This window comes from Nostoc sp. S13 (assembly GCF_029379315.1).
Taxonomy (GTDB): Bacteria; Cyanobacteriota; Cyanobacteriia; order Cyanobacteriales; family Nostocaceae; genus Nostoc.
This window is the reverse complement of record NZ_JAQYWQ010000067.1, coordinates 14352-39733: the sequence shown is the minus strand read 5'-3', so window position 1 is coordinate 39733 and position 25382 is coordinate 14352. Positions and strand designations below refer to the sequence as shown.

The window sequence follows — 25382 nt, the reverse complement described above, 5'->3', positions numbered from 1 at the left end:
CATTGGGCATTGGGCATTGGGCATTGGGCATTGGGCATTGGGCATTGGGCATTGGAGTGAAAAAGAATGTAGAGACGTAGCAGTGCTACGCCTCTACAAGGGTTTTGAATAAAGCATATTTAATTTCTGGAGATGTCTAATATTTTTCACAACCGCCGAATCGCAATTTCTAACCCTTCACATACACCACTCAGAAAATCTAAATCCAAAGTAGCGATCGCATCACTAGATTTGTGATAATGTGGATTTCGCAAGAATGCCGTATCTGTCACCATCATTGCTGGATAACCCAAATCCCAGAAAGGTGCATGATCACTAAGTCTGGTTTGGGGAACTATTAAACCTCGATTCGGTACGGGTAGCCATTGACTAGATACGTCAGCTTTGCGAATATTACGGCTCATGCCAATTAAGTCAGGCAATGTCCGCAAATTGCCAATTAAAGCAATAAAATCGCCTCTGTCTGGGTAGAAGCGTTCCAGAGGTGAAGGGTAACTTTGGCAACCGGGTGTAGAATCCTTATAGCCCAGCATTTCTAGGGAGATCATTAATCGTAGCTGTTGCTTTTGTTGATGCAACAAGGCTGCATAGTCAGCACTACCCAATAAGCCGTATTCTTCCATATCGAAAGCAACTAGCCTTAAGGGATATCTTATAGCTTGGGCAGCAAACTTTCTCGCCAATTCCAGCAACACCGCCACACCCGTGGCATTATCATCAGCCCCTGGTGTTCCCGGAACGGTATCATAATGAGCGCCAATCAAAATAGGTGGCAAATCCTTTTTTTGCCCTCTAGCTTGGGAGGGTAAATTTAATATCAAGTTATTACAAGCTTTACCTCTGACTTCAAAGGTGTGGATTTCCACACTCCCCCATTGGGAAAATTGCTGGCGGATGTATTCTTGGACAAAAAAATGTCCAGCCGTTGCCATGTAAGGATCGCGTTCTCGTGCGATCGCACTCAGGGAAGTTTGTAATCGCTCTGTTAAATTCAAATTTTTAAAATAGTGGACAATATTAAGGTTTTCAGGCAATCAAAGAAGCAGAGCAAGTATTGTTAAGGTGCATTTACCAACTTGTAGATCCGGTAAACAGAAGTAGCTGGATAACAAGAATTGAGGCTGCTTAGGCACACCAACCATCTCAATGCTATCCTAGTCTTGCAACTATCTCCTCTAGCTGCACTTCTTAGCTTACTGCCAGAATGGTAACTATTATACCATTGAGGTGTTTTCATCGTGTGATACAAAGCTAAAGGTAGTTCCGCCCAATCATAATAAATAATATATAAGACACTTTAGGAGAAGAGTAACGCATGGGCAAGGTAGTCGGCATCGACTTGGGTACAACCAACTCAGTAGTCGCCGTTATGGAGGGTGGCAAGCCGGTGGTGATTGCCAATGCAGAAGGAATGCGAACAACCCCCTCCGTAGTTGGCTTCAGCAAAGAAGGTGAAAGGGTGGTTGGGCAAATGGCACGGCGACAAACCGTCCTCAATCCCCAAAATACCTTTTTCGCAGTTAAACGCTTCATTGGGCGGAAATATGGCGAACTTAACCCAGATTCAAAGCGTGTACCCTACACCATCCGCAAAGACGAAGTAGGTAATATTAAAATTGCCTGTCCCCGTCTGAATAAAGATTTCGCCCCAGAAGAAATTTCAGCAATGGTGCTGAAGAAATTGGCAGACGATGCTAGTCGCTATTTGGGTGAACCAGTCACAGGGGCAGTAATTACAGTACCCGCTTATTTTAACGATTCTCAACGGCAGGCAACCCGCGATGCTGGCAGAATTGCTGGTTTAGAAGTGCTGCGGATTCTCAATGAACCAACTGCTGCATCTTTGGCTTATGGATTAGATCGCGGTGACACGGAAACTATCTTAGTATTTGACTTGGGTGGTGGTACCTTTGACGTGTCGATTTTAGACGTTGGTGATGGAATATTTGAAGTCAAGGCTACCAGTGGAGATACGCAACTTGGTGGTAATGACTTTGACAAAACAATTGTAGATTGGTTAGCAGAGCAATTTCTAGAAGTCGAAGGGGTAGACTTAAGGCGCGAGAGACAATCTTTACAACGCCTGATGGAAGCTGCGGAAAAGGCAAAAATTGAACTTTCCTCTGTCAGCGTCACCGATATTAACTTACCCTTCATCACCGCCACGGAAGATGGCCCCAAACATCTGGAAACTCGTCTAACTCGTTCCCAGTTTGAAGGTTTGTGTGGTGATTTGGTGGGACGATTGCGGATACCAGTGAAACGGGCGCTCAAAGATGCCGGACTCTCACCTAGAGATATTGAAGAAGTTGTGTTAGTTGGCGGTTCTACACGGATGCCAATGGTGAAGCAGCTAGTACGGGACTTGATTGGCACAGAACCCAACGAAAACGTTAATCCTGATGAAGTCGTGGGAGTAGGTGCAGCAATTCAGGCAGGAATTCTCGCAGGCGAACTCAAAGATGTGCTGCTTTTGGATGTCACACCCCTTTCTTTGGGATTGGAAACCATCGGCGGCGTGATGAAAAAACTCATTCCCCGCAACACCACTATTCCAGTACGCCGTTCTGATATTTTTTCTACGTCCGAAAATAACCAAAATACCGTGGAAATTCACGTAGTCCAGGGCGAACGGGAAATGGCAGCAAATAACAAGTCTCTAGGACGGTTCAAGCTGTATGGCATCCCGCCAGCACCACGAGGAATTCCCCAAGTTCAGGTGTCACTTGATATTGATGCTAACGGTATTTTACAGGTAACAGCCCTAGATAGAACCACTGGACGAGAACAGAGTATTACCATTCAGGGCGCTTCTACCTTGAACGAGTCGGAAGTGAATCGGATGATTCAGGATGCTCAGAAATACGCCGATGTCGATCGCGAACGTAAAGAAAGAGTCGAAAAGCGGACTCGTTCTGAGGCGTTGATTTTCCAAGCAGAACGCCAACTTAGAGAAGTAGCACTGGAATTTGGTATGCAGTTTGCCCGCAGCCGCCGCCAAAGAATTGATAATATTTGCCGACAACTAAAAGAGAGTCTTAAGGAAAATAGCGATCGCGGTATAGATCAAGCCTACGCTGACTTGCAAGATGCTCTTTATGAGCTAAACCGGGAAGTCCGCCAGACTTATGCTGAAGATGAAGACGACGACTTATTTGGTACTATCCGTGACATCTTTACTGGTGGTGATAAGGATAAAGAACGCGAATCTCCCAGAGAGACATATCGAGAACGCGACTCCTATGGTAAAGACTATGGCAGAGATTATGGGAAAGACTATGACAGAGACTATAACCGAGACAGTCGTTCTTCCTCCTATGAAAGCCGTCCTCCACGCAAATCCCGTCCCAGCTACCAAGATAACTGGGATGATGAAGAAGACAATGATTGGTCGTAGTACTTTTAATAAAAGTTAGGAGTTAGGAGTGAGAAGTGAGGAGTTAAAAATTAAATCTTTCTACAGACGCGATTAATCGCGTCTCTACTCCTAACTCCTGTACAGACGCGATTAATTAGACTTATCCACAAATAAACCTCAAAATAGCTGAAACCCTTACATAGCTGGCTTTTTAGCTTATATAAAACAGGAACCTCTAAAACCCTCTCCAGAGCTAGGTTTCAGCCAAATAAAGTTCTCATTTCCGGATAAGTCTATTGCGTCTCTTCTCCTAAATCCTGTACAGACGCGATTAATCGCGTCTCCTAATTAATCCCAAATCGTTCGACTGAGCGTAGCCGAAGTCTAAAATCTAAAATTTAAATAACTGACTATGCAAAATTTGCCTAACTTTCGCGATTACTACGAGATTTTGGGAGTATCTAAAGAAGCCTCTAGCGAGGAAATTAAAAAAGTCTATCGGCGGTTAGCAAGGCAATATCACCCCGATCTCAATCCGGGTAACAAAGAATCTGAGGAAAAATTTAAAGATATTGGTGAGGCTTATGAAGTTCTTTCAGATCCAGCCAAGCGATCGCAGTACGACCAGTTTAGCCGCTACTGGAAGCAAAAAGGCTTTGCAGGCAACAAACAAACGCCAAAGGCTAAAACTTGGCAGAGTAGTCAAGCCGATCGCAATAGTAATCAGGACGTAGATCCAAGTCAATTCTCTGACTTTGAAAGTTTTATTAATCAAGTTATCGGCGTCAAAAATAAAAGTGGGACAACTAACTCCAGTAATGGTAATACTACCGATCCGTTTCGTTCCCCCAGAACAAAAGTTGCATACACCGTTAATACCCCACCTCGCACCACCCGTCGAGATATAGAAGCCAGATTAACGCTCCCATTAGAAAAAGCTTATCAAGGTGGCAATGAACGCATTCGTTTGGAAGATGGGCGATCGCTAGAAGTTAATATGCCTCCAGGTATGGTAACAGGTCAAACCATCCGTTTGCGGAACCAAGGCGTTGGTGGTGGCGACCTCTACTTAAAAATTACCGTTGAACCTCATCCATTATTTAAGTTAGAAGGTTTAAATATATTTTGCCAGGTTCCCGTTACTCCCAGCGAGGCAGTTTTAGGAGGACAGATAGAAGCACCAACTTTGGACGGGCCAGTGAAAATGACAATTCCCACAGGAGTTAGGTCTGGTCAAAAATTCCGACTAGGAAATAAAGGCTACCCCAGCGATGACGGGAAACGTGGCGATCAATTAGTGGAAATTCAGATAGTTACCCCAAAAAATATTACTCCAGAAGAACAGGAACTTTACGAAAAGTTGCGTCAAATAGAAACCTTTAAACCCCGCGCTGATTTATTGAGTTAGGGATGAAATATAGCAGAATTCAGAATTCAGGAGTCAGAATTCAGAAGTAAAAGAGGCTTTATATCATATCCGGGCAATTAAGCATAATAAATACCCGGAGGACTTACGCACGAGTTACGGAATAAGAACCGCAGAGGCGCAGAGAAGCCAGTGCGTTGCGGTGAGGCAGTCGCTCAGAGGGGGTTTCCCCCATGAGGAACTGCCGAACCCGAAGGGGGGTTCCCCCCGTTGTAGCAACTGGCGCGACACGGAGAGAAGTCGGAGCGGCGGCTTCCGCCGATCTGAACTTCGGTGGAAATCAGAGTTTGAGAGATATTTTGCGTAAGTCCTGAATTCTGACTTGTGACTTCTGAATTCTGACTTCTGAATTCTGAATTCTGAGGAATGTATTCTTCTTCATCATTAGACAGAATTTGTTCTTGTAAAAAATCCGCCTCCAGGTGCTAGCAAGATATCAGGTAGACCAACCATTATGCTATCTGGCGTGTTTGTAAACATTGTGCAATCAATGACATTTGCGATCGCGCCACAATTTGGCAGAACATAAAATCTGATGGGAGGATACTGCGTGAGAATTGGTGCTAACTACTTGGGTAACGGAGAATGTGAATTTACAGTTTGGTCTCCGCTATTAGATAGCGTCACGGTACAAATTGTGACGCCAGAACAGCAGTTAATTCCCCTCAAGCCTCAGTCTGAGGGATACTGGCACACGAAAGTCAACGATGTGTATCCAGGTGCGCTTTATCGGTATGTCTTGAATGGCCAAGACACTTTTCCTGATCCGGCGTCGCAGTATCAACCTGAAGGGGTGCATGGGCCGTCTCAAATTATCGATCAACAGTTTGAGTGGACTGATGAAGCATGGGCTGGCATTCCTGTGGAGTCGATGATTTTTTATGAACTCCACGTTGGCACATTCACGCCCGAAGGAACTTTTACCGCGATCATTCCCCGCTTACCAGAACTGAGGGAACTGGGAATTAATGCCATTGAAATCATGCCGATCGCTCAGTTTCCGGGAGACACCCATATTGAGGCTTCTCTGACATACCGCAACTGGGGTTATGACGGTGTTTATCCCTTTGCTGTCCAAAACTCCTACGGTAGCCCAGCCGAACTTAAACAACTGGTAAATGCTTGCCACCAAAATAATATCGCCGTAGTGTTGGATGTGGTGTATAACCACTTTGGGCCAGAAGGCAACTATATGAGTCAGTTCGGGCCCTACTTTACTAAAACCTATAAAACGCCGTGGGGCGATGCGATGAATTTCGATGATGCCCATAGTCAGGGTGTACGAAACTATTTCATCGAAAATGCCCTTTACTGGTTGGGTGAATTTCACATTGATGCTTTGCGGCTAGATGCCATTCAAGCAATTTACGACTTGGGAGCCAAGCATTTTTTGTGGGAATTGGCGGAAGCGGTTCATCATTTTTCCCAACAAGGGCAAAAATGGAAACGCCATTTAATTGCCGAAAGTGATATGAATAATCCGCAAATAATTCGTCCGGCGGAATTAGGTGGATATGCCCTTGATGCCCAGTGGAGTGATGACTTTCACCATGCATTACACGCACTCTTGACAGGTGATCGCCAAGCATATTATCAAGATTTTGGGAAATGTGCTGATCTGGCGAAAGCTTATGAAGATACTTTTGTCTACGATTGGAAGTACGCACCACACCGCAACCGATTTCATGGCATATCTTGCCGCGATCGCTCTTTATCACAGTTTTCAGTCTGCATCCAGAATCACGATCAAATCGGCAATCAAATGAAAGGAGAACGCCTCACCCAGCGCATCTCTTTTGAAGGATTAAAGTTGGCTGCTGGCGCTGTGTTGCTGTCGCCCTACTTACCCCTGTTGTTCATGGGAGAAGAATACGGCGAAACAGCACCCTTCATTTACTTTGTCAGTCACTCTGATCCAGATTTAATTCAATTAGTTCGAGCCGGACGCAAACAAGAATTTGAAGCATTTCACTATGCAGATGATCCCCCAGATCCAGAATCGGCAGAAACTTTCCTGAGTTCTAAACTCAATTGGGAATTACGCAATAATGGTAAGCACAAAGTTCTCTGGGATTGGTATCGCCAGTTAATTAATTTACGCAAGACGCATCCAGCACTTTTAAATCAAGACCGCAATTTCATCCAAGCGACTAGCGATGGAGAGAAGGAGGTGGTTATCGTGCGTCGTTGGTGCGAATCGAGTGAACTAATTTTTGTGATGAATTTCAATTCGTCTCCAGTGTCAGTAACTTTGCCGAGTCGACACGATGTTCATAAGCTATTAGACTCAGCAGATAGCTCATGGTCTGGGACTGGTTCTGAAGCCGCAGAATATCTCTCTGTGGGGCAAGAAGTAAGAGTAAAAGCTACCAGTTTGGTGCTATACGAAGGGGCAAGTTAAATTTTAAAGTTTTCATCTCAAAGGCTCAACGTTCATGCTCAAAGGCTTAACGTTCATGCTCAAAGGCTCAACGTTCATGCTCAAAGGCTCAACGTTCATGCTCAGAGGTTCAACGTTCATGCTCAAAGGCTCAACGTTCATGCTCAGAGGCTCAACGTTCATGTTCAAAGGCTCAACGTTCATGCTCAAAGGCTCAACGTTCATGCTCAGAGGCTCAACGTTCATGCTCAGAGGCTCAACGTTCCCTTATCCCTCCACTTTCCTCATCTCTCGTTCCCATGCAAAGCATGGGAATGGCTGATTGAAGGCTCTGCCTCCAGTCAGATTTGAGTCAGAGACTCAACGAATGCATTCCCATGCTCTGCATGGGAACGAGGAAAGCATGGGAAGGAGGAAAACTTTCAAGCTTAAAACCTCAAACTCCCCACTCCCCACTCCCCACTCCCCATTCCCCACTCCCCACTACAAAAAAATATGCGAATTCCTACCGCAACTTATCGAATTCAGTTTACACCTCAGTTTGGCTTTGATAACGCTAGAGCGATCGCAGCTTATCTAGCAGATTTAGGTATTTCCGATTTATATGCCTCCCCCATTTTCTACGCACGATCCGGGAGTACGCATGGCTACGATATAGTAGATCCCACTCAACTCAACCCAGAACTAGGAACTAATGAATCCTTTGATGCCTTAGTTGAGCAAGTTCAATCCCTTGGTATGGGCTGGTTACAAGATATTGTGCCCAACCACATGGCTTATACCAGCGAAAACCTCTACTTAATGGACGTATTGGAACACGGCCCAGATTCCAGTTATACCGATTACTTCGACCTTTCTTGGAATGCTCCCTTTGGCGATCGCCAAGAGCGAATCCTAGCGCCGCTACTGGGAGACTTCTACGGTGTATCCTTGGAAAACGGACACATTCAACTAAAATATGAAGAAAACGGTTTAACTGTAAACTATTACGCCTTAAAACTGCCACTGCGGTTAGAATCTTACACAAAATTTATCACTCATAATCTGGGCAAACTCACGCGCACACTCGGACGCAATCACCCCGATTTTATTAAGCTCTTGGGGATTCTCTATATTCTCAAAAGTGTGCCTTCAGAGGTGGCGGGAAAACAGCGACAAGACCAAATCGCATTTATTAAAGGATTGGTTTGGGAAATATACACCACAAATGCTCACATCCGTGAGTTTATTGACGAAAATCTCGAAACTTTCAACGGAGAAGCGGGTAATTCAGAAAGCTTTAACCTCTTAGATGACTTACTGAATGACCAATTTTATCGTCTCGCCTTCTGGAAAGTTGGGGCGGAGGAAATGAACTACCGCCGTTTCTTTACTGTCAATGAACTGATTTCCGTTAAAGTTGAAGAACTGCGGGTTTTTAATAACACCCACAGTCTAATTCAGAAGCTAGTTGAGGAGGGCAAATTTACAGGTTTACGCATTGACCACATTGATGGACTTTATGACCCAATCCAGTATCTCCAAAGGCTGCGGGAAAAGACGGGTGATGTTTATATCACTGTGGAAAAGATTTTAGAACTCACAGAAGAATTGCCGGAAAATTGGGGAATCGAAGGAACATCGGGATATGACTTTCTCAACTATGTAAATGGCGTATTTTGTGAATCTGAAAATCAATCACAGTTCGATAAAATCTACTATAACTTTATCGGCTCACGAGTAGATTATTCATCGGTAGTGAAGGATAAAAAGCACCTAATATTAGAAAAGAATTTAGCCGGTGATATTGACAATCTGGCTCTTTTGTTAAAGAATGTTTCCAGCAAATATCGCTATGCTAATGATTTTACACTGAATGGACTAAAAAGAGCGATCGCGGAAGTTTTGACATTGTTCCCAATTTACCGCACCTATATTACACCGGATGGAATTGGGGATAGCGATCGCGCTACGATTCAAAAAGTAATTCACCAAGCCAAAGAACAAGCGCCCCTGTTGCAGCAGGAATTGACCTTTATTGAAAAGTTAATGCTGTTAGAGTTTGATAGCTCTCTGACTCAAACAGAACGCGATCAGTGGATATATTTTGTCTTACGAATGCAGCAATATAGCGGGCCGCTAATGGCGAAAGGCGTAGAAGACACCACATTATATGTTTACAATCGGTTACTATCGCTAAATGAAGTGGGGGGTAATCCCGGTCATTTTGGGATTTCAGTCAGCAAATTTCATGCCTTTAACCAACAGCACCAGTTAACCTGGCCCCACACAATGAACACCACAGCCACCCACGACACCAAACGCGGTGAAGATGTGCGGGCTAGGTTGAATGTCCTCTCAGAAATCCCCGAAGAGTGGGAACAGCAGGTAAATACTTGGAGCGCCATTAATCGAGGATACCGCAGCGATCGCCAGGGGTTCGCAATACCCGATCGCAACGATGAGTATTTTCTCTATCAAACCTTGGTAGGGGCGTTTCCTTTTGGGGAAGATGAAGACGCTTCCTTTGTCGAACGGGTAAAAGACTATATAATTAAGGCAATTCGAGAAGCAAAAGTGCATACAGCATGGTTGCGACCTGATAGCGAGTACGAAGAGGCTTGTACTTCCTTTATTGAGAAAGTACTTGATCCTGCCATCTCCGGGGAATTTCTAGAAGTTTTTCGCCCCTTTCAACAGCGAATTGCAGCCTATGGTATATTCAATTCTCTTTCCCAAACTCTCCTGAAGATTACCGCCCCTGGTGTACCCGACTTTTACCAGGGAACAGAACTTTGGGAACTAAGTTTAGTTGATCCAGACAATCGCCGTCCTGTGGATTTTGAACAGCGACGTAGTTACTTAAGTGCCATCCGTGAGCAAGTAAAAACAGACATTCTCGCACTGATTCACCAATTATTAAACCACAAAACAGACGGCAGAATCAAACTATTTTTAACGGCTCAATTACTCCAAGCCAGAACAAACTACGTTTCATTATTCCAGGACGGCGATTATTTACCATTAGAAGTTCAGGGAACCTACGCCAATCACATTATCGCCTTTGCGCGGCGGGAGGGGAATCAAACAGCGATCGCGATCGCGCCTCGTTTTCTAACCAGCCTCATCCAGCCTGAAGACAACCCCTTGGGCGAATCAGTTTGGCAAGATACGCACTTGCAATTACCCGATGGAACTTCCTTCTCTGGGAAAAACATCCTGACTCAGCAACCTATACAGGCTAAAGAGACATTATCGATCGCAGCAGCCCTCGCCCATTTTCCAGTTGCACTGTTAGTCAGTGATTAACGGGTATGGGGCATTGGGCATTGGGCGAATGGCACTAAGTTAAGATACAGCCCTTGCCCTGACGGGCTAAGAGCATCCAGGCTCTTAGCCCATTTTCGGAGGCTACGCCTCCAGGGGCTTAACGAGAGGCAGAGCAAGGGGAATACATTCCCAGTCTTAAGACTGGGAACGAGGTGACACAAGCCTTTGGGCTTTTCTTAGTGCCATTCGGCATTGGCCACTTGTACTGACTTGTACTGAGCGACATCGAAGTAGCGTTGTCGTTGGCGTGGTCACTGAGCCTTGCCGTACCACTTCCCTACGGGACGCTGCGCGAACGTGGAAGCAAGCTACGCGCAGCGTCTCGTAGAGAAGTGCAGCCCAAGGTAGAGAAGTATTGGGCATTGGTTATTTCCCCCTTGCTCCCCTGCTCCCTCGCTCTAGCCCTGTCAAGGTGACATGTAGATTGAATTTTATATTTGTTCAACTCAAATCTTCACTTGTTCCTTTAAAATTCTGAAAATTCCGAGTACAGCTATTGAAGTTGCGAGTACTGATCTCGAAGTTCCGAGTTCTGAGCTAGTAATGAAATAGAAGTTGCAGTCTTATCCAGACTCACCTTGACAGCGTTACTCCCTGTTCCTAGTCCTTACTCTCTATTCCCCAGCCCTCCTACTTGAATTTTGAGATGAATTATGACTACTCCAGCTTACACCGACACTCCACCAGCATTTACCCCCGCGCAAATTGAGGCTGTGCGATCGCACATCAAAAAAACGTGGAAAACCTTAACGCGATCGCACGAACATTTGTTGCAATCTGCAAAGGATACCAAGCTAGACCATAAAACAGACACTCCTTGGATTGTCTACATTTCCCCCTTAGAAGATTGTCCCAACATTCAGACTGTGTTGGAGCGATCGCTATCTCTCAAGGATATGCAAAAAATTGAAATTCGCACTTTGCCACCTGAAGTCGAAGCTATTAAAGAGCATGGGTTACTATACCTACCAGGGCCCTATGTCGTACCAGGTGGGCGCTTTAATGAAATGTATGGCTGGGACAGCTACTTTATATTACTGGGACTTTTGCACGATGGGGAATTAGAGCTAGCGCAAAGCCAAGTAGACCAACTGCTGTACCAGGTGCAGAATTACGGCATCATCCTCAATGCCAACCGGACTTATATGCTGTCGCGATCGCAGCCTCCTGTCCTCAGCATGATGGTTTTGGCATTATTCCAGCACACCCAGGATGAAGAGTGGTTAAGGTCAACCGTACCTCTGCTAGAGCAATTTTACTATTACTGGGTAGTACCGCCTCACCTGAATTCTGCAACAGGCTTATCTAGATTCTATGCTCTTGGGGAAGGCCCCGCGCCAGAAGTTTTGTTCTCCGAGCGGGATGAGGAGGGAAAAACCCACTACGATCGCGTCAAGGAGTACTATAAAACTTTTGAAGTTGAGGATTATGACGTTAGTCTTTATTACAACCAGGAAACTGACCAACTGACGAATCTATTTTATAAGGGCGATCGCACCATGCGCGAGTCTGGTTTTGATATCACCAACCGATTTGGCCCTTTTAGTGCTGATATCCTCCACTACGCTCCTGTGTGCCTGAACAGTTTGCTGTATCAGGTAGAACAAGATATGGCGCAAATTAACGATATTCTGGGGAACGAACAACTGGAACAAAAATGGAGCAATCGCGCAGATATCCGCCGCGATCGCATCGATCTGCGTCTCTGGGATGATCAACAGGGACTTTATCTGGACTATCACTTCCAGAGTGGAAAACGCCGCGGTTACGAATTTGCTACCACGTTCTATCCCCTGTGGCTGGGAATTGCTTCTCCAACCCAAGCCCGGCGCGTTGTGGAAAATCTCTCTTTATTTGAAGCCCCAGGAGGAATCCTTACCAGTACTCGTGTCACCGGAAACCAGTGGGATGCCCCCTTTGGGTGGGCACCACTGACGTTAATTGCCGTCCAGGGACTTCACCGCTATGGGTATCATACAGAGGGCGATCGCATTGCCAACAAATTCCTGGCTATGGTAATTAAAGAATTTGGGCGTCACAACACCCTAGTTGAGAAATATGATGTTGAGCGCTGTTCTGCCAACGTTTCTGACGATATCAGCTTTGGATATAGTTCTAACGAAATTGGCTTCGGCTGGACAAATGGAGTCGTTTTGGAACTTTTAGCAGCCTGTGGGAGAAAAGTTTAAATAAAAAGGCGTGAGTTTTTCCTCACGCCTTTTTCTTATAGCTATTTTCAGGTAGATAGACCAAGCGGTAGGGGCACAGCAATGCTCATGGGTATCAACGTTAATTCTCTGGCGATGCCTGAATCGGTTGTACACTCAGGCGATAGCCGACATTGTGCAGCATAAGGCTGATGGTTCGCAGTTCAGGGTTGCCTTCTGGCGACAAGACCCGATAAAGATTTGGGCGATTTAAACCCGTTTTTTCCGCAAGGTGGGTTATACCCGACCGTGCTTTTGCCACGTTTTGCAGCGCTTCTAGAAAAAATGCCAGATCACCATCCTGCTTTTACTCTTCAAGGGCGACATCTAGTTAGGCTTTTGCCATTTCCGGGTTTCCCAGCTGCTCAATTACGACCTCTTCATGCTTTCTCAGTTTCTTGCTCATCCTGTTCCTCCTGATAAGCTTGCCAATATCTTTTCGCCTTTTCTATGTCCCTTTTCCTCAATCTTTCCCAACTTGCAACTAACGGCACAACAAATCTTTATGGCTGGGCGATCTGTCATTGAGTGAAATGGGATAAGATAGGGTCATTTTTTATAATATAACGATACGGATGACACCACAAGACGCACGACAATACGCACCAGCAACCCAGCGCAATAGCGAACCAATTATAGAAGTACTTTTACAAGTGTTGGCAAAGAGTGGCACGATATTGGAAATAGCAAGTGGTACTGGCGAACATGCAGTATTTTTTGCCCCCAAGCTCAGTCCTCGTTCGTGGTTGCCAACAGATGCAAATCCACAATTACGAGCCAGCATTACTGCATGGGCTGAACACTTTGGCTATTCTAATCTTTATCCACCGCTTGAGCTTGATGTCAGAGAACCAGTTTGGCCAGTGGAGAATCATGCATTTGATTGGCTTAATCGGGAGCCAATTGTGGCGATCGTCAACATCAATATGATTCACATTTCACCGTGGTCAGCCTGTCTAGGACTAATGGCAGGGGCAGGTCGGATCTTATCAGCAGGAGGTATCCTCTATTTATATGGGCCTTTTAAACAAGGTGGAGAACATACAGCAGCGAGTAATGCAGCTTTTGACGAATCTTTACGCGCCCAAAACCCAGAGTGGGGTGTACGTGACTTGGATGATGTTGTCGCATTAGCTAGCGCCCAAAATCTTACCTTGAAACAGACTTACCAAATGCCAGCAAATAATCTTTCAGTAGTGTTTGAACGTTCTACTAATGAATAATTCCTAGAGAGCAAGTCCACTAATATATGTTGACAAAAATGAAGCAAGTGGCGTCAGAGGCTTTGATTTTTGCTCCCCAACGCCACAAGGGTTGGGGTTGGGGGTTAGGTTTGAGATAAAATTGATGGCGTTAAGTAACTATTTACGCCATCAATTTTATTTTGACAGATGTTAGTCTGTCGTTGAAATGCTCAAAGCCTGTACTTGCTTTCAACTGTGGAAACGCTTAATTGTAGCAGTGTACATAATCAATAACTGCTAAACCGCCGCGATAAGTAGTCCAAGTAATCGAACAGGTTTTTCTTGACGAATAAGCATTAAGAAGTAAATCAGTAACTTCTTGGTACAAAGCATTGTCCTTCCATAAACATAGCCAACCAGCAACAGTTGGTGATGTAGGGTTCATTTGAAGACATACACCCCTTCCTACTACCCCACCATTTAGATGATAATCTATAATTGTACCAGATGTACTGTCAGCTAAAGCTGATGTATTACCCAGCATAACTAAAGCACAAGGTAAACCCAAATACTTGAAAAGTTTCCCATTCATAAATTTTCAGTCCTTTGTTATGTGATTAAATGTCTAGAATAGACAAAATAAACGTCTAATCCTAGACCAAAAGTAGTATTATTTACCCAAATCAAGCCAAATCAAACCTCTGGGAAAGCTTTTCTGGGTCTTCGCTTCGGGTTCATAAGTATTCTCCTTGAATGAGAATTTAAAGTTTGGATTCTCTTGACGAAGAGGAAACTTGTGAACCACTTTCAATTTATACGTTCAGATATAGGAATTTATGCAGCAAGTTAAAATTGTTTTTTTCCTAATGGTATAGCAATCCTAAGTAAGTGGGCGAGGAAATTTCCAAGTATGTAACGAAATCTAAATTCGGCACATACCTTAGAAATTCGTTATTTCACCGTTTTTACAAAACTAAACATACAGCTTGTAGGTTGGGTGGAAGCTTTGCGTAACCCAACATCCTGATAATCAGTTGAGTTGCGCTCCGTTCCACTCAACCTACGTCTAATGCTGAGAAGTCAAGTTAATATAATTCCTAAAATTCATATTTTTAATTGCAAATGAACAATGAGAACCCCGACTTCTTGAAGAAGTCGGGGTTATGAGCCTCTCGGTGGAAAGTAAATCAAATAGGATTGCTATATTAAGTAAGTGGACAAGAATAAATCAAACTATGTTATACCACGATTTTCCGTTTTGCTCCTGATGCTTTTTTAATTTCTAATAAGCCTGATATCCCATCAGTTCTGTACTTCTGCAACCATCTCGTGACCGTTGAAGTATCTTTTGCCAAGCGTTTTCCGATTTCTTGCTGCTCCTTAACCTGCCCGCTTTTTATCCACCACAGCATAATAAGCTTTTCTTTCTAGTTTCCTAAATTCGCTGTTTGTAGACGTTTTTTAAGTTCTTCTTCGCTCTCTGCGATTTCAATCTTAAAAGGGCGGCTCATGGTTATTTTAATTTATCAAGTTTGTTTTCTCCATTAGATGCAGCTTCATATAAAATTGGGATTACACAATTTGAATTTAATTAAATTTGCTCGTTTTAAACGGCTCTAGCCCCTTAAAACAAACCTTTAATCATTGACGCCAACTTACTTAGGACTCCAGTTTGATTAATGAAAACTTTTTCAGATAAAAGCCTTACTGGACAAAGATTTCAGTCTCAGTATGCTTATAATTATTCAAGTTAGATTCTTATATTCAGCACCTAATCATTATCATCTTTACGCTTATCATAAGGCTCACCTGTAAAAGGTTGTACGCCAATAACAGGATAAGCATCATCATTAGGGGCAAAAATCCGCATTGCAGCTTCAGAAATATACTGGGTTATCTTCGCAATGATTTGGGAAATAGCCATAATATTTGACTCCTTATTTTCGAGTCGCTATTAATTGTGATACCTATACTCTAATGCTGATATTCTTGACTGGCTCTAATTCTCAATATATTGAGATTATACGCAATCTTTATTCAGATAACTTCGCAATACTTTAGTTTCTCAAAAAGTCAAACTTTTCTCACTATTTATAATAGTAACATAGCTATTTCTCCAACCCCAGTCTGAGAAAGAGGCTTGTAAATAAACTTTATTTTACAGAATATTGTTTTCCTTCATTAGCCGCCTGTCCAATTAACATTATTACTAGCTATTACTATTAAAAAATATTAAATTTTTGATTAAGTTAGTATTAATTTACCTATAAACCTACTGGTAGACAGCAATCTCTGAAATATATTCACCGGGAGTTGACATTATTTATGGTAAATATTACCATAAGTAGCAGAAGCATCTTGTAAGGAAGCTCTTGGATGACAACTTTTTTGCCAAATTTGGACTATGTACATAAACAGCAAAGCCAGCAGAACCAGGAATTAAACTTCTCTGCGGATGACTACAGCTTGCTGACCGACCTTTACCAGTTGACGATGGCAGCTTGTTATACAGGTGAAGGTATAGAAGAACGACGGGCAAGCTTTGAATTGTCTGTCAGGCGATTGCCAGAGGGTTTTGGTTATTTAATTGCAATGGGGCTGACGCAGGCATTGGAATATTTAGCCAAATTCCGCTTTAATGCTTCGCAAATTGCGGCATTACAGGCAACGGGAATTTTTGCTCACGCAAGCGATCGCTTTTGGTCACTACTAGCCCAGGGAAAGTTTACGGGTGATGTTTGGGCAGTACCGGAAGGGACAGCCGTCTTTGCTAATCAGCCACTGTTGCGGGTAGAAGCACCCCTTTGGCAAGCGCAACTAGTGGAAACTTACCTCCTGAATACGATTAATTACCAGACTTTGATTGCCACAAAAGCAGCACGATTGCGGGATGTAGCGGGGGAAGAAGCAACACTTTTAGAATTTGGGACACGACGAGCATTTAGTCCCCAGGCTGCTTTGTGGGCGGCGCGGGCGGCGTTGGCAGGTGGGTTAGATTCCACTTCTAATGTGTTAGCAGCGCTACAACTGGGAGAAAAGCCAAGTGGTACGATGGCACACGCCTTAGTGATGGCGTTGTCAGCAATAGAAGGCACTGAAGAACAAGCTTTTAGTGCATTTCATCGATATTTTCCGGGTGCGCCATTGTTGATTGATACTTATGATACCGTTGCTGCTGCCCAGCGCTTGTCCGAAAAAGTCAATTCCGGGGAAATGCAATTAACAGGAGTGCGATTGGACTCAGGAGATTTAGTTACCTTATCAAAACAGGTGCGATCGCTCCTTCCCGGTGTGCCAATTTTTGCCAGTGGCGATTTGGACGAGTGGGAAATTGCCAGATTAAAAGCTGCTGGGGCCCAAATCGATGGTTACGGACTGGGAACGCGACTAGTTACAGGTTCGCCCGTAAATGGAGTTTATAAACTTGTAGACATTGATGGCATCCCAGTGATGAAGCAGTCAAGTGGTAAGGTTACTTATCCAGGGCGCAAGCAGATTTTTCGCTCGTTTACGGGAGGTAAGGTAAAAGCAGACAGGTTGGGACTTTTAGATGAAATTCCTCTGGAAGAAGAACCTTTGTTGCAGTTGGTAGTACAGGAGGGTGAACGGGTGCAACCGTTAGAATCGTTGGCAACAATTCGTCAGCGTACCGCCGCCTCAGTTGCCAGTTTGCCAGAACAGACACGGCATTTAGATCATCCTGTCGCTGTGCAAGTGGAAATTTCTCAGGGGTTACGTGTGTTAACTGAGGAAACTAAGAAACGAACCGCAGAGGCGCAGGGAAAAGTCGGAGCGCCGGCTTCCGGTGATCTGAACTTTTCAAGACAGAGAACACAGAGGTAAAAGTACTCTTTCGTCTGTCTTAATTACGAATTACGAATTACGTAGCTTGCTTCTCGCCTTTGGCGAGTATTACGAATTACTATGAGAATTGCTTTGTTTGGTACTAGTGCCGATCCACCAACTGCTGGACATCAGGCGATTCTGAATTGGTTGTCTGAGCGTTATGATTGGGTAGCGGTTTGGGCAGCAGATAATCCATTTAAGTCCGATCAAACACCCTTAGAGCATCGGGCGGCAATGCTGCAACTGTTGATTGCGGATATAGACGCGCCACGGCATAATATTGCTTTGGAACAAGAATTGAGTAGCTTTAGAACACTGGAAACAGTGGAAAAAGCGAAGCTTACTTGGGGTGAGGACGCTGAATTGACGTTAATCATTGGTTCAGATTTACTGAGTCAGCTACCACGTTGGTATCGCATTGAAGATTTGTTACAGGAAGTGCAACTACTGATTGTGCCGCGACCGGGATATGCAATAGATCAATCTAGTTCAGAGGTAGTGCAAAAGCTGGGAGGGAAGATTGCGATCGCCTCTTTTACTGGTCTAGATGTTTCCTCAACAGCGTACCGCGAACATGGAGATTCTGAAGCCCTCACAGCCCCTGTAGTTGCCTATATTAATCGAGAGCATTTGTACAAATGCCAGGACATTCCCAAAAAAAGATACCAACTCCGCTAAACCAACAACCTTTGGCCGATTTCAAAGTTGGTGTTGATAATGTAATTTTTTCTGTAGATACTGCCCAAAATCGGCTGTTAGTTCTATTAGTAATGCGACAGCAAGAACCATTTTTAAATCATTGGAGTCTTCCCGGTACTTTGGTGCGTCCAGGAGAGTCTTTAGAAGATGCTGCCTATCGCATTATGGCAGAGAAAATTAAGGTCAAGAATCTCTATTTAGAACAACTGTATACATTTGGCGGGCCGAATCGCGATCCACGCGAAGCAACCGATAGTTATGGTGTGCGTTATCTATCAGTTAGTTACTTTGCCCTAGTGCGATATGAGGAAGCCGAATTGATTGCCGATCGCATGACTGGTATAGCTTGGTATCCAGTAAAACAAGTACCGCAATTAGCTTTTGACCATAATGAAATTCTGACCTATGGGCACAGGCGATTGCGAAATAAATTAGAGTATAGTCCAGTGGCTTTTGAAGTCTTGCCAGAGATGTTCACCTTGAATGATTTATATCAGTTATACGCCACAGTTTTAGGTGACAATTTTTCCGATTACTCTAATTTTCGAGCGCGTCTACTCAAGTTAGGTTTTTTATGCGATACCAGAATTAAGGTATCACGGGGTGCTGGTCGTCCAGCTAGTTTGTATAAGTTTGACGCTGAGGCTTTTGCTCCCTTAAAAGATAAACCTTTGGTGTTTATTTAATGAACCGCTACATAGAGTTGAAAGTTTAAAGTCAAGGCAATTAATTTTAACTCTTGACTCCTGTAGAGACGCGATTAATCGCGTCTCTACTTCCTAACTCCTGTACAGACGCGATTAATCGCGTCTCTAACCAAAAATGAAGATTGCGATCGCTCAAATTAATCCGACAATTGGTGATTTACTTTTGAATGCCCAAAAAATACTGGAGGCGGCACAACGAGCAGCATCTAGCGGTACGCGTTTGTTGTTGACACCAGAACTTTCTTTGTGTGGCTATCCACCAAGAGATTTATTACTAAATCCTAGTTTTGTGGAAGCGATGGGCATGACTTTACAAAACTTGGCGCGGGATTTACCGCCAAATTTAGCTGTGTTGGTAGGAACTGTTGAACAGAACTTGAAAGCGTCTATTACTGGCGGTAAAACATTATTTAACAGTATGGCTTTGTTAGAGAATGGCAAGGTCAAACAACTTTTTCACAAGCGACTTTTGCCTACTTACGATGTGTTTGACGAACGTCGCTATTTTGAACCAGGATTGCAGGCTAATTATTTCACTCTAGATAATATCCATATTGGCGTAACTATTTGCGAAGATTTATGGAACGATGAAGAATTTTGGGGCAAACGTAGTTATGCAGTGAATCCGATTGCTGACTTAGCTATTCTCGGTGTAGATTTGATTGTAAATTTGTCTGCTTCCCCCTACACGGTCGGGAAACAACAGTTTCGAGAAACAATACTCAGGCATAGTGCAGTCCGTTTTCAACAACCGATTATTTACGCTAATCAGGTTGGGGGAAATGATGACCTAATTTTTGATGGACGTAGTTTTGCCTTGAATCGTCAAGGTGAAATTATGTGTCGCGGCCGTGGTTTTGACACCGATTTAGTAGTGGTCAAATTTGATGAAGCGCAACGAGATTTGCAATTGGGTTCTGTAGCACCTGTGTATGAATCGGAAGATGAAGAAATTTGGCAAGCTTTGGTTTTAGGAGTGCGAGATTATGCTCGCAAGTGTCGCTTTTCTAAAGTAGTGTTGGGTTTAAGTGGCGGGATTGACTCTGCAATAGTAGCTGCGATCGCAGCTGCTGCACTTGGTAAAGAAAATGTCCTGGGTGTTCTCATGCCTTCCCCTTATAGTTCCGAGCATTCTATTAGTGATGCTATGGCATTAGCCGAAAATCTGGGGATTAAGACTAATCTTTTACCGATTGGCGAGTTAATGCAAGGCTTTGATCAAACTTTAGGCAATTTGTTTGCAGGTACAGAGTTTGGACTGGCTGAGGAGAATATCCAATCCCGAATTCGGGGTAATTTATTAATGGCGATCGCTAACAAATTTGGCTATCTCCTCTTATCTACCGGTAACAAGTCAGAAATGGCAGTTGGTTACTGTACTCTCTACGGCGATATGAATGGCGGGTTAGCGGTAATTGCAGATGTTCCTAAAACCTGTGTTTATTCACTTTGCCACTGGTTAAATCGCAATCGTGAAATCATCCCGCAAAACGTCTTGATTAAACCACCTAGCGCCGAACTCAAACCAGGTCAAGTGGATCAAGACTCTCTACCGCCCTACGAAATTTTGGACGATATTTTGCAACGCCTGATTCACAACCACCAATCAGCAGCACAAATTGTTGCAGCCGGTCACGATCCAATGATTGTAAACCGAGTAATTCAAATGGTGGCGCGGGCTGAATTTAAACGGCGACAAGCACCCCCAGGCTTGAAAATCACCGATCGCGCCTTTGGAACTGGTTGGCGAATGCCAATTGCTAGTAACTGGGTTGGTGTCAAAAACGCTTACCAGACTAAAACCATAGCTACACCTACCTTAGTCTGTTGGGATGGACAAAATGCCCATCCGCAAATCAAGTAATTAGTTATGCTAACCACAGTTGAATTAGTTGGGGATTTATACACCAACTAATTCAATTACGAATTATTTAAATCCCTATCCCTAAAACCTCGGTGAGAGCATTGCTTTCCCGCCTTGTAATAAATTGCGGGCTAATAGCTAAAGTGCGTTAAAACGCACTGAAATTAAAAAAATTAAAATCTTTTAGATTCCCTATCAATTGGCCAACACTACCATAGAATTCACGGCTACACAAACTTAGCTTGTCATACCATTTCTTTGTGAGGCTGCGCTTAACCCTTTTAACTTCTTTCTTTCTTTCTTTCTTTCTTTCTTTCTTTCTTTGTGTCCTTTGCGTCCTTCTCCCAAGGGGAGACGCTAACGCGAATGCGGTTCGTTTTTCTTTTTTGTATTTCAATAGGGTTTAGCGCATCTTCATGCAGAATTGGTATCACCAAGATTTCAGCCATTACCATTGTGAAAAAGGGTGTTTTACTAAATTGCTGTTGAAATATCTGGAGTCATGAGAAACTTCTTCTCCAATCCAGATTGGTAGTTCAATTTGTTGGTTTTCATCACTGAGTTCAACTTCTGCTAATATTAGTCCTTTATTAACACCATCAAACTCATCTATTTCCCAAATCAAACCACCCGACTTTATTTTAAATCTGATTTTTTCTATAAAGGGACGTTCACACAATGTCTCAAGTATTTCTTGAGCATCTTCAATAGGAATCGGATACTCAAACTCTAATCTCGAATATTTGATATTGGGGCCTTTAATGGTCAAATAACTTTTTTCCCCGACTATACGTATACGTACAGTCACGTTGTCTTGTGTGGGAATGTATCCTTGACGATATACACTACCTTCAGCTAATCCTCTCCAGCTATCTCCTCTCACTAAATATTTCCGCTCTATTTCTTTCGCCATTATACTTATTTGGTTTGATGTAATAATTTACACTATCAAGTGGCTGTAGTTTATCACATGGGGTGCGATGGCGTACCCGGCCGCCGTAGGTCTTACCCTGAGCCTGCGCCGTTCGCGGAGCGTCTCGTAGAGAAGGGCATCGCGCCCCATTTAATGGGAACACTATTAATAATTGCGTTCCTCACTCACATGAAATTATTGAATTTCCTCAAATCCAAACCAGCGATTACAGCCTTAGCGATCGCAGTAACCATCACTATCATTAATGTACATTCTTCCAGTTCAAATCCTCCCATTGGTAAGAGTATAATTACTCAGTCGCAATCACATATTCAACTTATTCACACACTGACGGCACATAAAAAAGTAACTTTTGGTGTTCCAGCAGTTGTGATTAGCCCAGATGGGCAAACCCTAATTAGTGGAGCTAGAGATGATACAATTAAAATCTGGAATTTACGTACTGGAAAATTACTGCATAGTATAGATGCTAACTCAGATGGTGTTACTTCAATTGCGATTAGTCCAGATGGTAAGAGGATTGTAAGTGGTGGGATAACCACTCCAACAATGAAGGTTTGGGATTTACGCACTCAATTAATGCTTACGCTTAACATCGAAAGTGGACATACCCAACCAGTAGAAACCGTTGCTATTAGTTCAAATGGTAGATTGATTGCTAGTGGCAGTGATGATCACACAATCAAGCTTTGGGATTTACACACGCTTAAGCTTCTTGATACCATTACTGCACATTCAGGGTATGTAAGTAAGGTTGTATTTAGCCCTGATATGCAAACCCTTGTGAGTGCTGGGGGTGGCGATGACAATACAATTAAGCTCATTTCACTGCAAACTAAAAAAATACGCCATATTCTCAAAGGACACAAAACCGCAGTTGATGCTATTGCCATTACTCCAGATAGCAAAAAGCTCGTCACTGGCAGTTTTGGTCAGCTAGTTTCTGGGAATCGGGCAATTAGCACCCTGAAGTTATGGAATCTCCAAACTGGAAAACTGCTGCATGAGTTTACTGACAATTTTAGTTCAGTTGATTCTCTTGTGATTAGCCCCGATGGAAAAATTCTGATCTGCGGCAATTTTGATGGCAGTATTAAACTGTGGAGCTTAGAGACTTTGAAATTGTTGCACACCTTTCAAGATGGTTCCAGTTCTGTTTTAGGGCTTGCACTTAGCCCAGATGGTAAAACTCTTGCTAGTAGCAATGAGGATAGCACTATACATATTTGGCAAATCAACTAACTGCATTAGCTATTACCTACAGATGGAAATTTAAACGCCAAAAAACAGATTTTACAATCACTTAGAAAGGTATATTTCCCTATTTAGGGACTGGCTCATGACCACATTCATTAAGCTGTCTACCAGGCGATCGCGTGATAAAAGCATGAGTTCTTTTCCATACAAAACTTCTTGTACAATCACGTAGGATACCAGCGAACCAAAAAAAATCTGAGCCATTGCTTCTGGGTCGGTAATCCCTAATTCTGGATGAGATGCGAAATACTGACTCAGCATTTGCCGACCTCGCTGCACAACGGTTTTGGTATAAAGTTTGGCTAGTTCAGGAAAGTTTTGTGACTCGGTGATAATTAAACGCAACAATGCCAAATAATCGGGATTATCAGCGACTTTGGTTAAATAAATTTCCGCAACTTGACGCAACAAAATTGCTGGTTCGCCGTGCAATTTTTCTGTGCAAAAAATACTTTGAAAACAAGCAAGGGTCAACCGTTCTATCAACGCTTTAAACAGCCCTTCTTTATCTTGAAAGTGACTGTATATTGTTTGCTTCGACACTCCAGCTTCTGCGCTGACACGATCCATACTTGTTCTAGCGTAACCCTCCTTCAAAAATACCCGTATAGCTCCTTGCAAGATTTGCTCTTGCTTTGGAGTGATCGCAGGTAAAGTATTTTCTAGTTGCGAACTAGGGTTTTTTGGCATGAAGAGTAAATTTTTTGACCGATCTCTTGTTTTATCATACTATACAGTCTAGTATGATCACAAACAATTCAGAATTTTCGATTCTCGTCTACAAAATAAATATTTTTTACAATCCAGGGTGCTACTATGACTCAGACTATCCCGACATCCCCGGAAAATCTTAAAGATGCCCCAGTATCGAAGCAGCAGCCCCGGAAGAAACCAATTCCTTTACTGATCGGGGTGCTGCTGGTGGTGGTTGGGATTGGCTACGCTGTGTGGCGCAGTCAACCGCAAGGATCAGTGAATCTACTGCAAGTTAGCGGCCGGATTGAGGGTTACGAAACCGAGGTTGGGATCAAGCGTTCTGGAAGAATTGAGTCAATTGTCGTGCGGGAAGGGGCAGCAGTTAAAAAGGGGCAAGAGTTAATTAAGTTAGACGACACAGACGATCAATTGCTGCAACAACAACTGCTGGGTACTCAAGCGAGAGTGACATCTGCTAAGTATGATGAACAGCAAGCAATTTCAGATGTCGAGCAAGTCGCCAGAGAAATTCAAGAAATTAACAGCCAAATTAACGAAGCCAAGCTGAATTTTCGGCAGTCCCAAGGGGATACCAAAGGTAGAATTGAGCAAGCAGGAGCAAATGTAGCAGCAGCCAGAGCCACATTAGTGCAAGCACAAGCGCAAGTTAAACAGGCAGCTGCAGAAGTTAATTTAGCAAAAATCAACCGTGATCGCTATGCCCAATTAGTCAAAGAAGGGGCGATCAATCAACAACAATTCGACCAAGCGCAAACCACTCTTGATACAGCAGTAGCAACCCTAGAAGCAAGACAGGCAGCAGTTAATGCCGAACGTCAACAGTTAAGTGCGACATCAGGGGCGTTAACTCAAGCCCAAACCACAGGTTTCAATCCTGACATTCGCAACGCCCAGTTAACAGCATTAGTCAGAAAACAGCAGCAAAGTGATGCTCAACTTAAATCTGCACAGGCAAAAGTCAACTCTGCCCGTGCCAAAGTGAAAGATGCCCAAGCATCAAATCAGCAAATCCTCACCCAGATTGCAGACTCCAAAAAAGATTTAAATGTAGTTAGTCCCTTAGATGGAGTAGTGACAGCCCGTAGTGTCGAACCAGGTGCAATAGTTAGCAGTCAGACTAATATTTTGACAATTGTTGACCCCAAGACACTATATTTTAGAGGTTTTATTCCCGAAGGCGATATTGGCAGAGTGCGTCTAGGACAAACAACGAAAATTTTGATTGATTCTGCGCCAGATAAACCACTAGAAGGTAAAGTAATTGCCATCGATCCGCAAGCTTCATTTACACCAGAGAATATTTACTTTCAAAAAGATCGAGTCAGACAAGTAGTAGGAATTCGGATCAAAATTCAAAATCCTGATAACTGCTTTAATCCCGAAAATCCTTATACTAAATCAGATTTACCCTGCGCCAAAATGGGGATGCCAGCAGATGCCGAAATCAATTTGAAACCAGAAGTCAGGTAAGGGAGCAACATTTAATCAATTCCT

At 43.5% G+C, this 25382-nt stretch carries 21 protein-coding genes; 13 read left to right on the top strand and 8 right to left on the bottom strand.

Annotation, left to right across the window (positions count from 1 at the left end; genetic code table 11):
- Window positions 1-146: 146 nt before the first annotated feature.
- Entirely contained in the window at window positions 147-995 is an 849-nt protein-coding gene (locus PUQ00_RS19950) for a M28 family peptidase (RefSeq protein ID WP_300419859.1), read from the bottom strand.
- Window positions 996-1315: 320 nt separating this feature from the next.
- Here PUQ00_RS19950 and dnaK point away from each other — a divergent pair, with 320 nt between their 5' ends.
- From dnaK to treY, 5 genes are all read left to right on the top strand, one after another.
- Window positions 1316-3397, top strand: a complete 2082-nt coding sequence (gene dnaK, locus PUQ00_RS19945; RefSeq protein ID WP_300419856.1) for a molecular chaperone DnaK — start codon at window positions 1316-1318, stop codon at window positions 3395-3397.
- A 373-nt stretch (window positions 3398-3770) separates the two neighbouring features.
- Window positions 3771-4766, top strand: coding sequence for a J domain-containing protein (locus PUQ00_RS19940; protein WP_300419853.1), 996 nt, complete (start codon window positions 3771-3773; stop codon window positions 4764-4766).
- 568 nt (window positions 4767-5334) lie between these two features.
- Window positions 5335-7185, top strand: coding sequence for a malto-oligosyltrehalose trehalohydrolase (gene treZ, locus PUQ00_RS19935; protein WP_300419851.1), 1851 nt, complete (start codon window positions 5335-5337; stop codon window positions 7183-7185).
- On the top strand, window positions 7186-7515 hold the full coding sequence (locus PUQ00_RS19930; RefSeq protein ID WP_300419863.1) for a DUF3540 domain-containing protein: 330 nt from the start codon (window positions 7186-7188) through the stop codon (window positions 7513-7515).
- 144 nt (window positions 7516-7659) lie between these two features.
- Complete coding sequence (gene treY / locus PUQ00_RS19925) at window positions 7660-10452, top strand: malto-oligosyltrehalose synthase (RefSeq protein ID WP_300419848.1); 2793 nt, start codon at window positions 7660-7662, stop codon at window positions 10450-10452.
- 156 nt (window positions 10453-10608) lie between these two features.
- Here the strand turns inward: treY and PUQ00_RS19920 are convergent, their stop codons facing one another.
- A complete protein-coding gene (locus PUQ00_RS19920; protein WP_300419846.1) occupies window positions 10609-10836 on the bottom strand; it encodes a hypothetical protein in 228 nt (75 codons plus the stop codon).
- Window positions 10837-11126: 290 nt separating this feature from the next.
- Between PUQ00_RS19920 and PUQ00_RS19915 the strand changes: the two genes are divergently transcribed.
- A complete protein-coding gene (locus tag PUQ00_RS19915; RefSeq protein ID WP_300419844.1) occupies window positions 11127-12662 on the top strand; it encodes a trehalase family glycosidase in 1536 nt (511 codons plus the stop codon).
- A 100-nt stretch (window positions 12663-12762) separates the two neighbouring features.
- Here PUQ00_RS19915 and PUQ00_RS19910 read toward each other — a convergent pair whose 3' ends face one another.
- Complete coding sequence (locus PUQ00_RS19910) at window positions 12763-12972, bottom strand: hypothetical protein (protein WP_300419861.1); 210 nt, start codon at window positions 12970-12972, stop codon at window positions 12763-12765.
- Between the two features lie 283 nt (window positions 12973-13255).
- Between PUQ00_RS19910 and PUQ00_RS19905 the strand changes: the two genes are divergently transcribed.
- Entirely contained in the window at window positions 13256-13903 is a 648-nt protein-coding gene (locus PUQ00_RS19905) for a DUF938 domain-containing protein (RefSeq protein ID WP_300419841.1), read from the top strand.
- Between the two features lie 226 nt (window positions 13904-14129).
- Here PUQ00_RS19905 and PUQ00_RS19900 read toward each other — a convergent pair whose 3' ends face one another.
- The 3 genes from PUQ00_RS19900 to PUQ00_RS19890 form a co-directional block, all read right to left on the bottom strand.
- Window positions 14130-14456, bottom strand: coding sequence for a hypothetical protein (locus tag PUQ00_RS19900; protein ID WP_300419839.1), 327 nt, complete (start codon window positions 14454-14456; stop codon window positions 14130-14132).
- Window positions 14457-15102: 646 nt separating this feature from the next.
- Entirely contained in the window at window positions 15103-15276 is a 174-nt protein-coding gene (locus PUQ00_RS19895) for a helix-turn-helix domain-containing protein (protein ID WP_300419836.1), read from the bottom strand.
- Window positions 15277-15635: 359 nt separating this feature from the next.
- Window positions 15636-15788 (bottom strand): nicotinate phosphoribosyltransferase, encoded by a 153-nt coding sequence (locus tag PUQ00_RS19890; protein ID WP_300419834.1) that lies wholly within the window; start codon window positions 15786-15788, stop codon window positions 15636-15638.
- A 452-nt stretch (window positions 15789-16240) separates the two neighbouring features.
- On the opposite strand from PUQ00_RS19890, the gene PUQ00_RS19885 reads away from it, so the two are divergent.
- The 4 genes from PUQ00_RS19885 to PUQ00_RS19870 all read left to right on the top strand — a co-directional run bounded on the left by PUQ00_RS19885 (window position 16241) and on the right by PUQ00_RS19870 (window position 20980).
- Window positions 16241-17707 (top strand): nicotinate phosphoribosyltransferase, encoded by a 1467-nt coding sequence (locus tag PUQ00_RS19885; protein ID WP_300419831.1) that lies wholly within the window; start codon window positions 16241-16243, stop codon window positions 17705-17707.
- 81 nt (window positions 17708-17788) lie between these two features.
- Window positions 17789-18388 (top strand): nicotinate-nucleotide adenylyltransferase, encoded by a 600-nt coding sequence (locus PUQ00_RS19880; RefSeq protein ID WP_300419829.1) that lies wholly within the window; start codon window positions 17789-17791, stop codon window positions 18386-18388.
- The gene (locus tag PUQ00_RS19875; protein WP_300419827.1) at window positions 18349-19095 is read left to right on the top strand and encodes an NUDIX domain-containing protein; all 747 of its coding nucleotides are present in this window, start codon (window positions 18349-18351) and stop codon (window positions 19093-19095) included. The genes PUQ00_RS19880 and PUQ00_RS19875 overlap by 40 nt, the downstream gene beginning before the upstream one ends.
- Window positions 19096-19231: 136 nt before the next feature.
- Window positions 19232-20980, top strand: a complete 1749-nt coding sequence (locus PUQ00_RS19870; RefSeq protein ID WP_300419824.1) for an NAD+ synthase — start codon at window positions 19232-19234, stop codon at window positions 20978-20980.
- 448 nt (window positions 20981-21428) lie between these two features.
- On the opposite strand, the gene PUQ00_RS19865 is transcribed toward PUQ00_RS19870, so the two are convergent.
- On the bottom strand, window positions 21429-21893 hold the full coding sequence (locus tag PUQ00_RS19865; RefSeq protein WP_300419821.1) for a CYTH domain-containing protein: 465 nt from the start codon (window positions 21891-21893) through the stop codon (window positions 21429-21431).
- Between the two features lie 153 nt (window positions 21894-22046).
- Here PUQ00_RS19865 and PUQ00_RS19860 point away from each other — a divergent pair, with 153 nt between their 5' ends.
- Complete coding sequence (locus PUQ00_RS19860) at window positions 22047-23156, top strand: WD40 repeat domain-containing protein (RefSeq protein ID WP_300419819.1); 1110 nt, start codon at window positions 22047-22049, stop codon at window positions 23154-23156.
- 57 nt (window positions 23157-23213) lie between these two features.
- Here PUQ00_RS19860 and PUQ00_RS19855 read toward each other — a convergent pair whose 3' ends face one another.
- Window positions 23214-23861 (bottom strand): TetR/AcrR family transcriptional regulator, encoded by a 648-nt coding sequence (locus tag PUQ00_RS19855; protein ID WP_300419817.1) that lies wholly within the window; start codon window positions 23859-23861, stop codon window positions 23214-23216.
- 126 nt (window positions 23862-23987) lie between these two features.
- On the opposite strand from PUQ00_RS19855, the gene PUQ00_RS19850 reads away from it, so the two are divergent.
- Complete coding sequence (locus PUQ00_RS19850) at window positions 23988-25358, top strand: efflux RND transporter periplasmic adaptor subunit (protein ID WP_300419814.1); 1371 nt, start codon at window positions 23988-23990, stop codon at window positions 25356-25358.
- Window positions 25359-25382 lie beyond the last annotated feature (24 nt).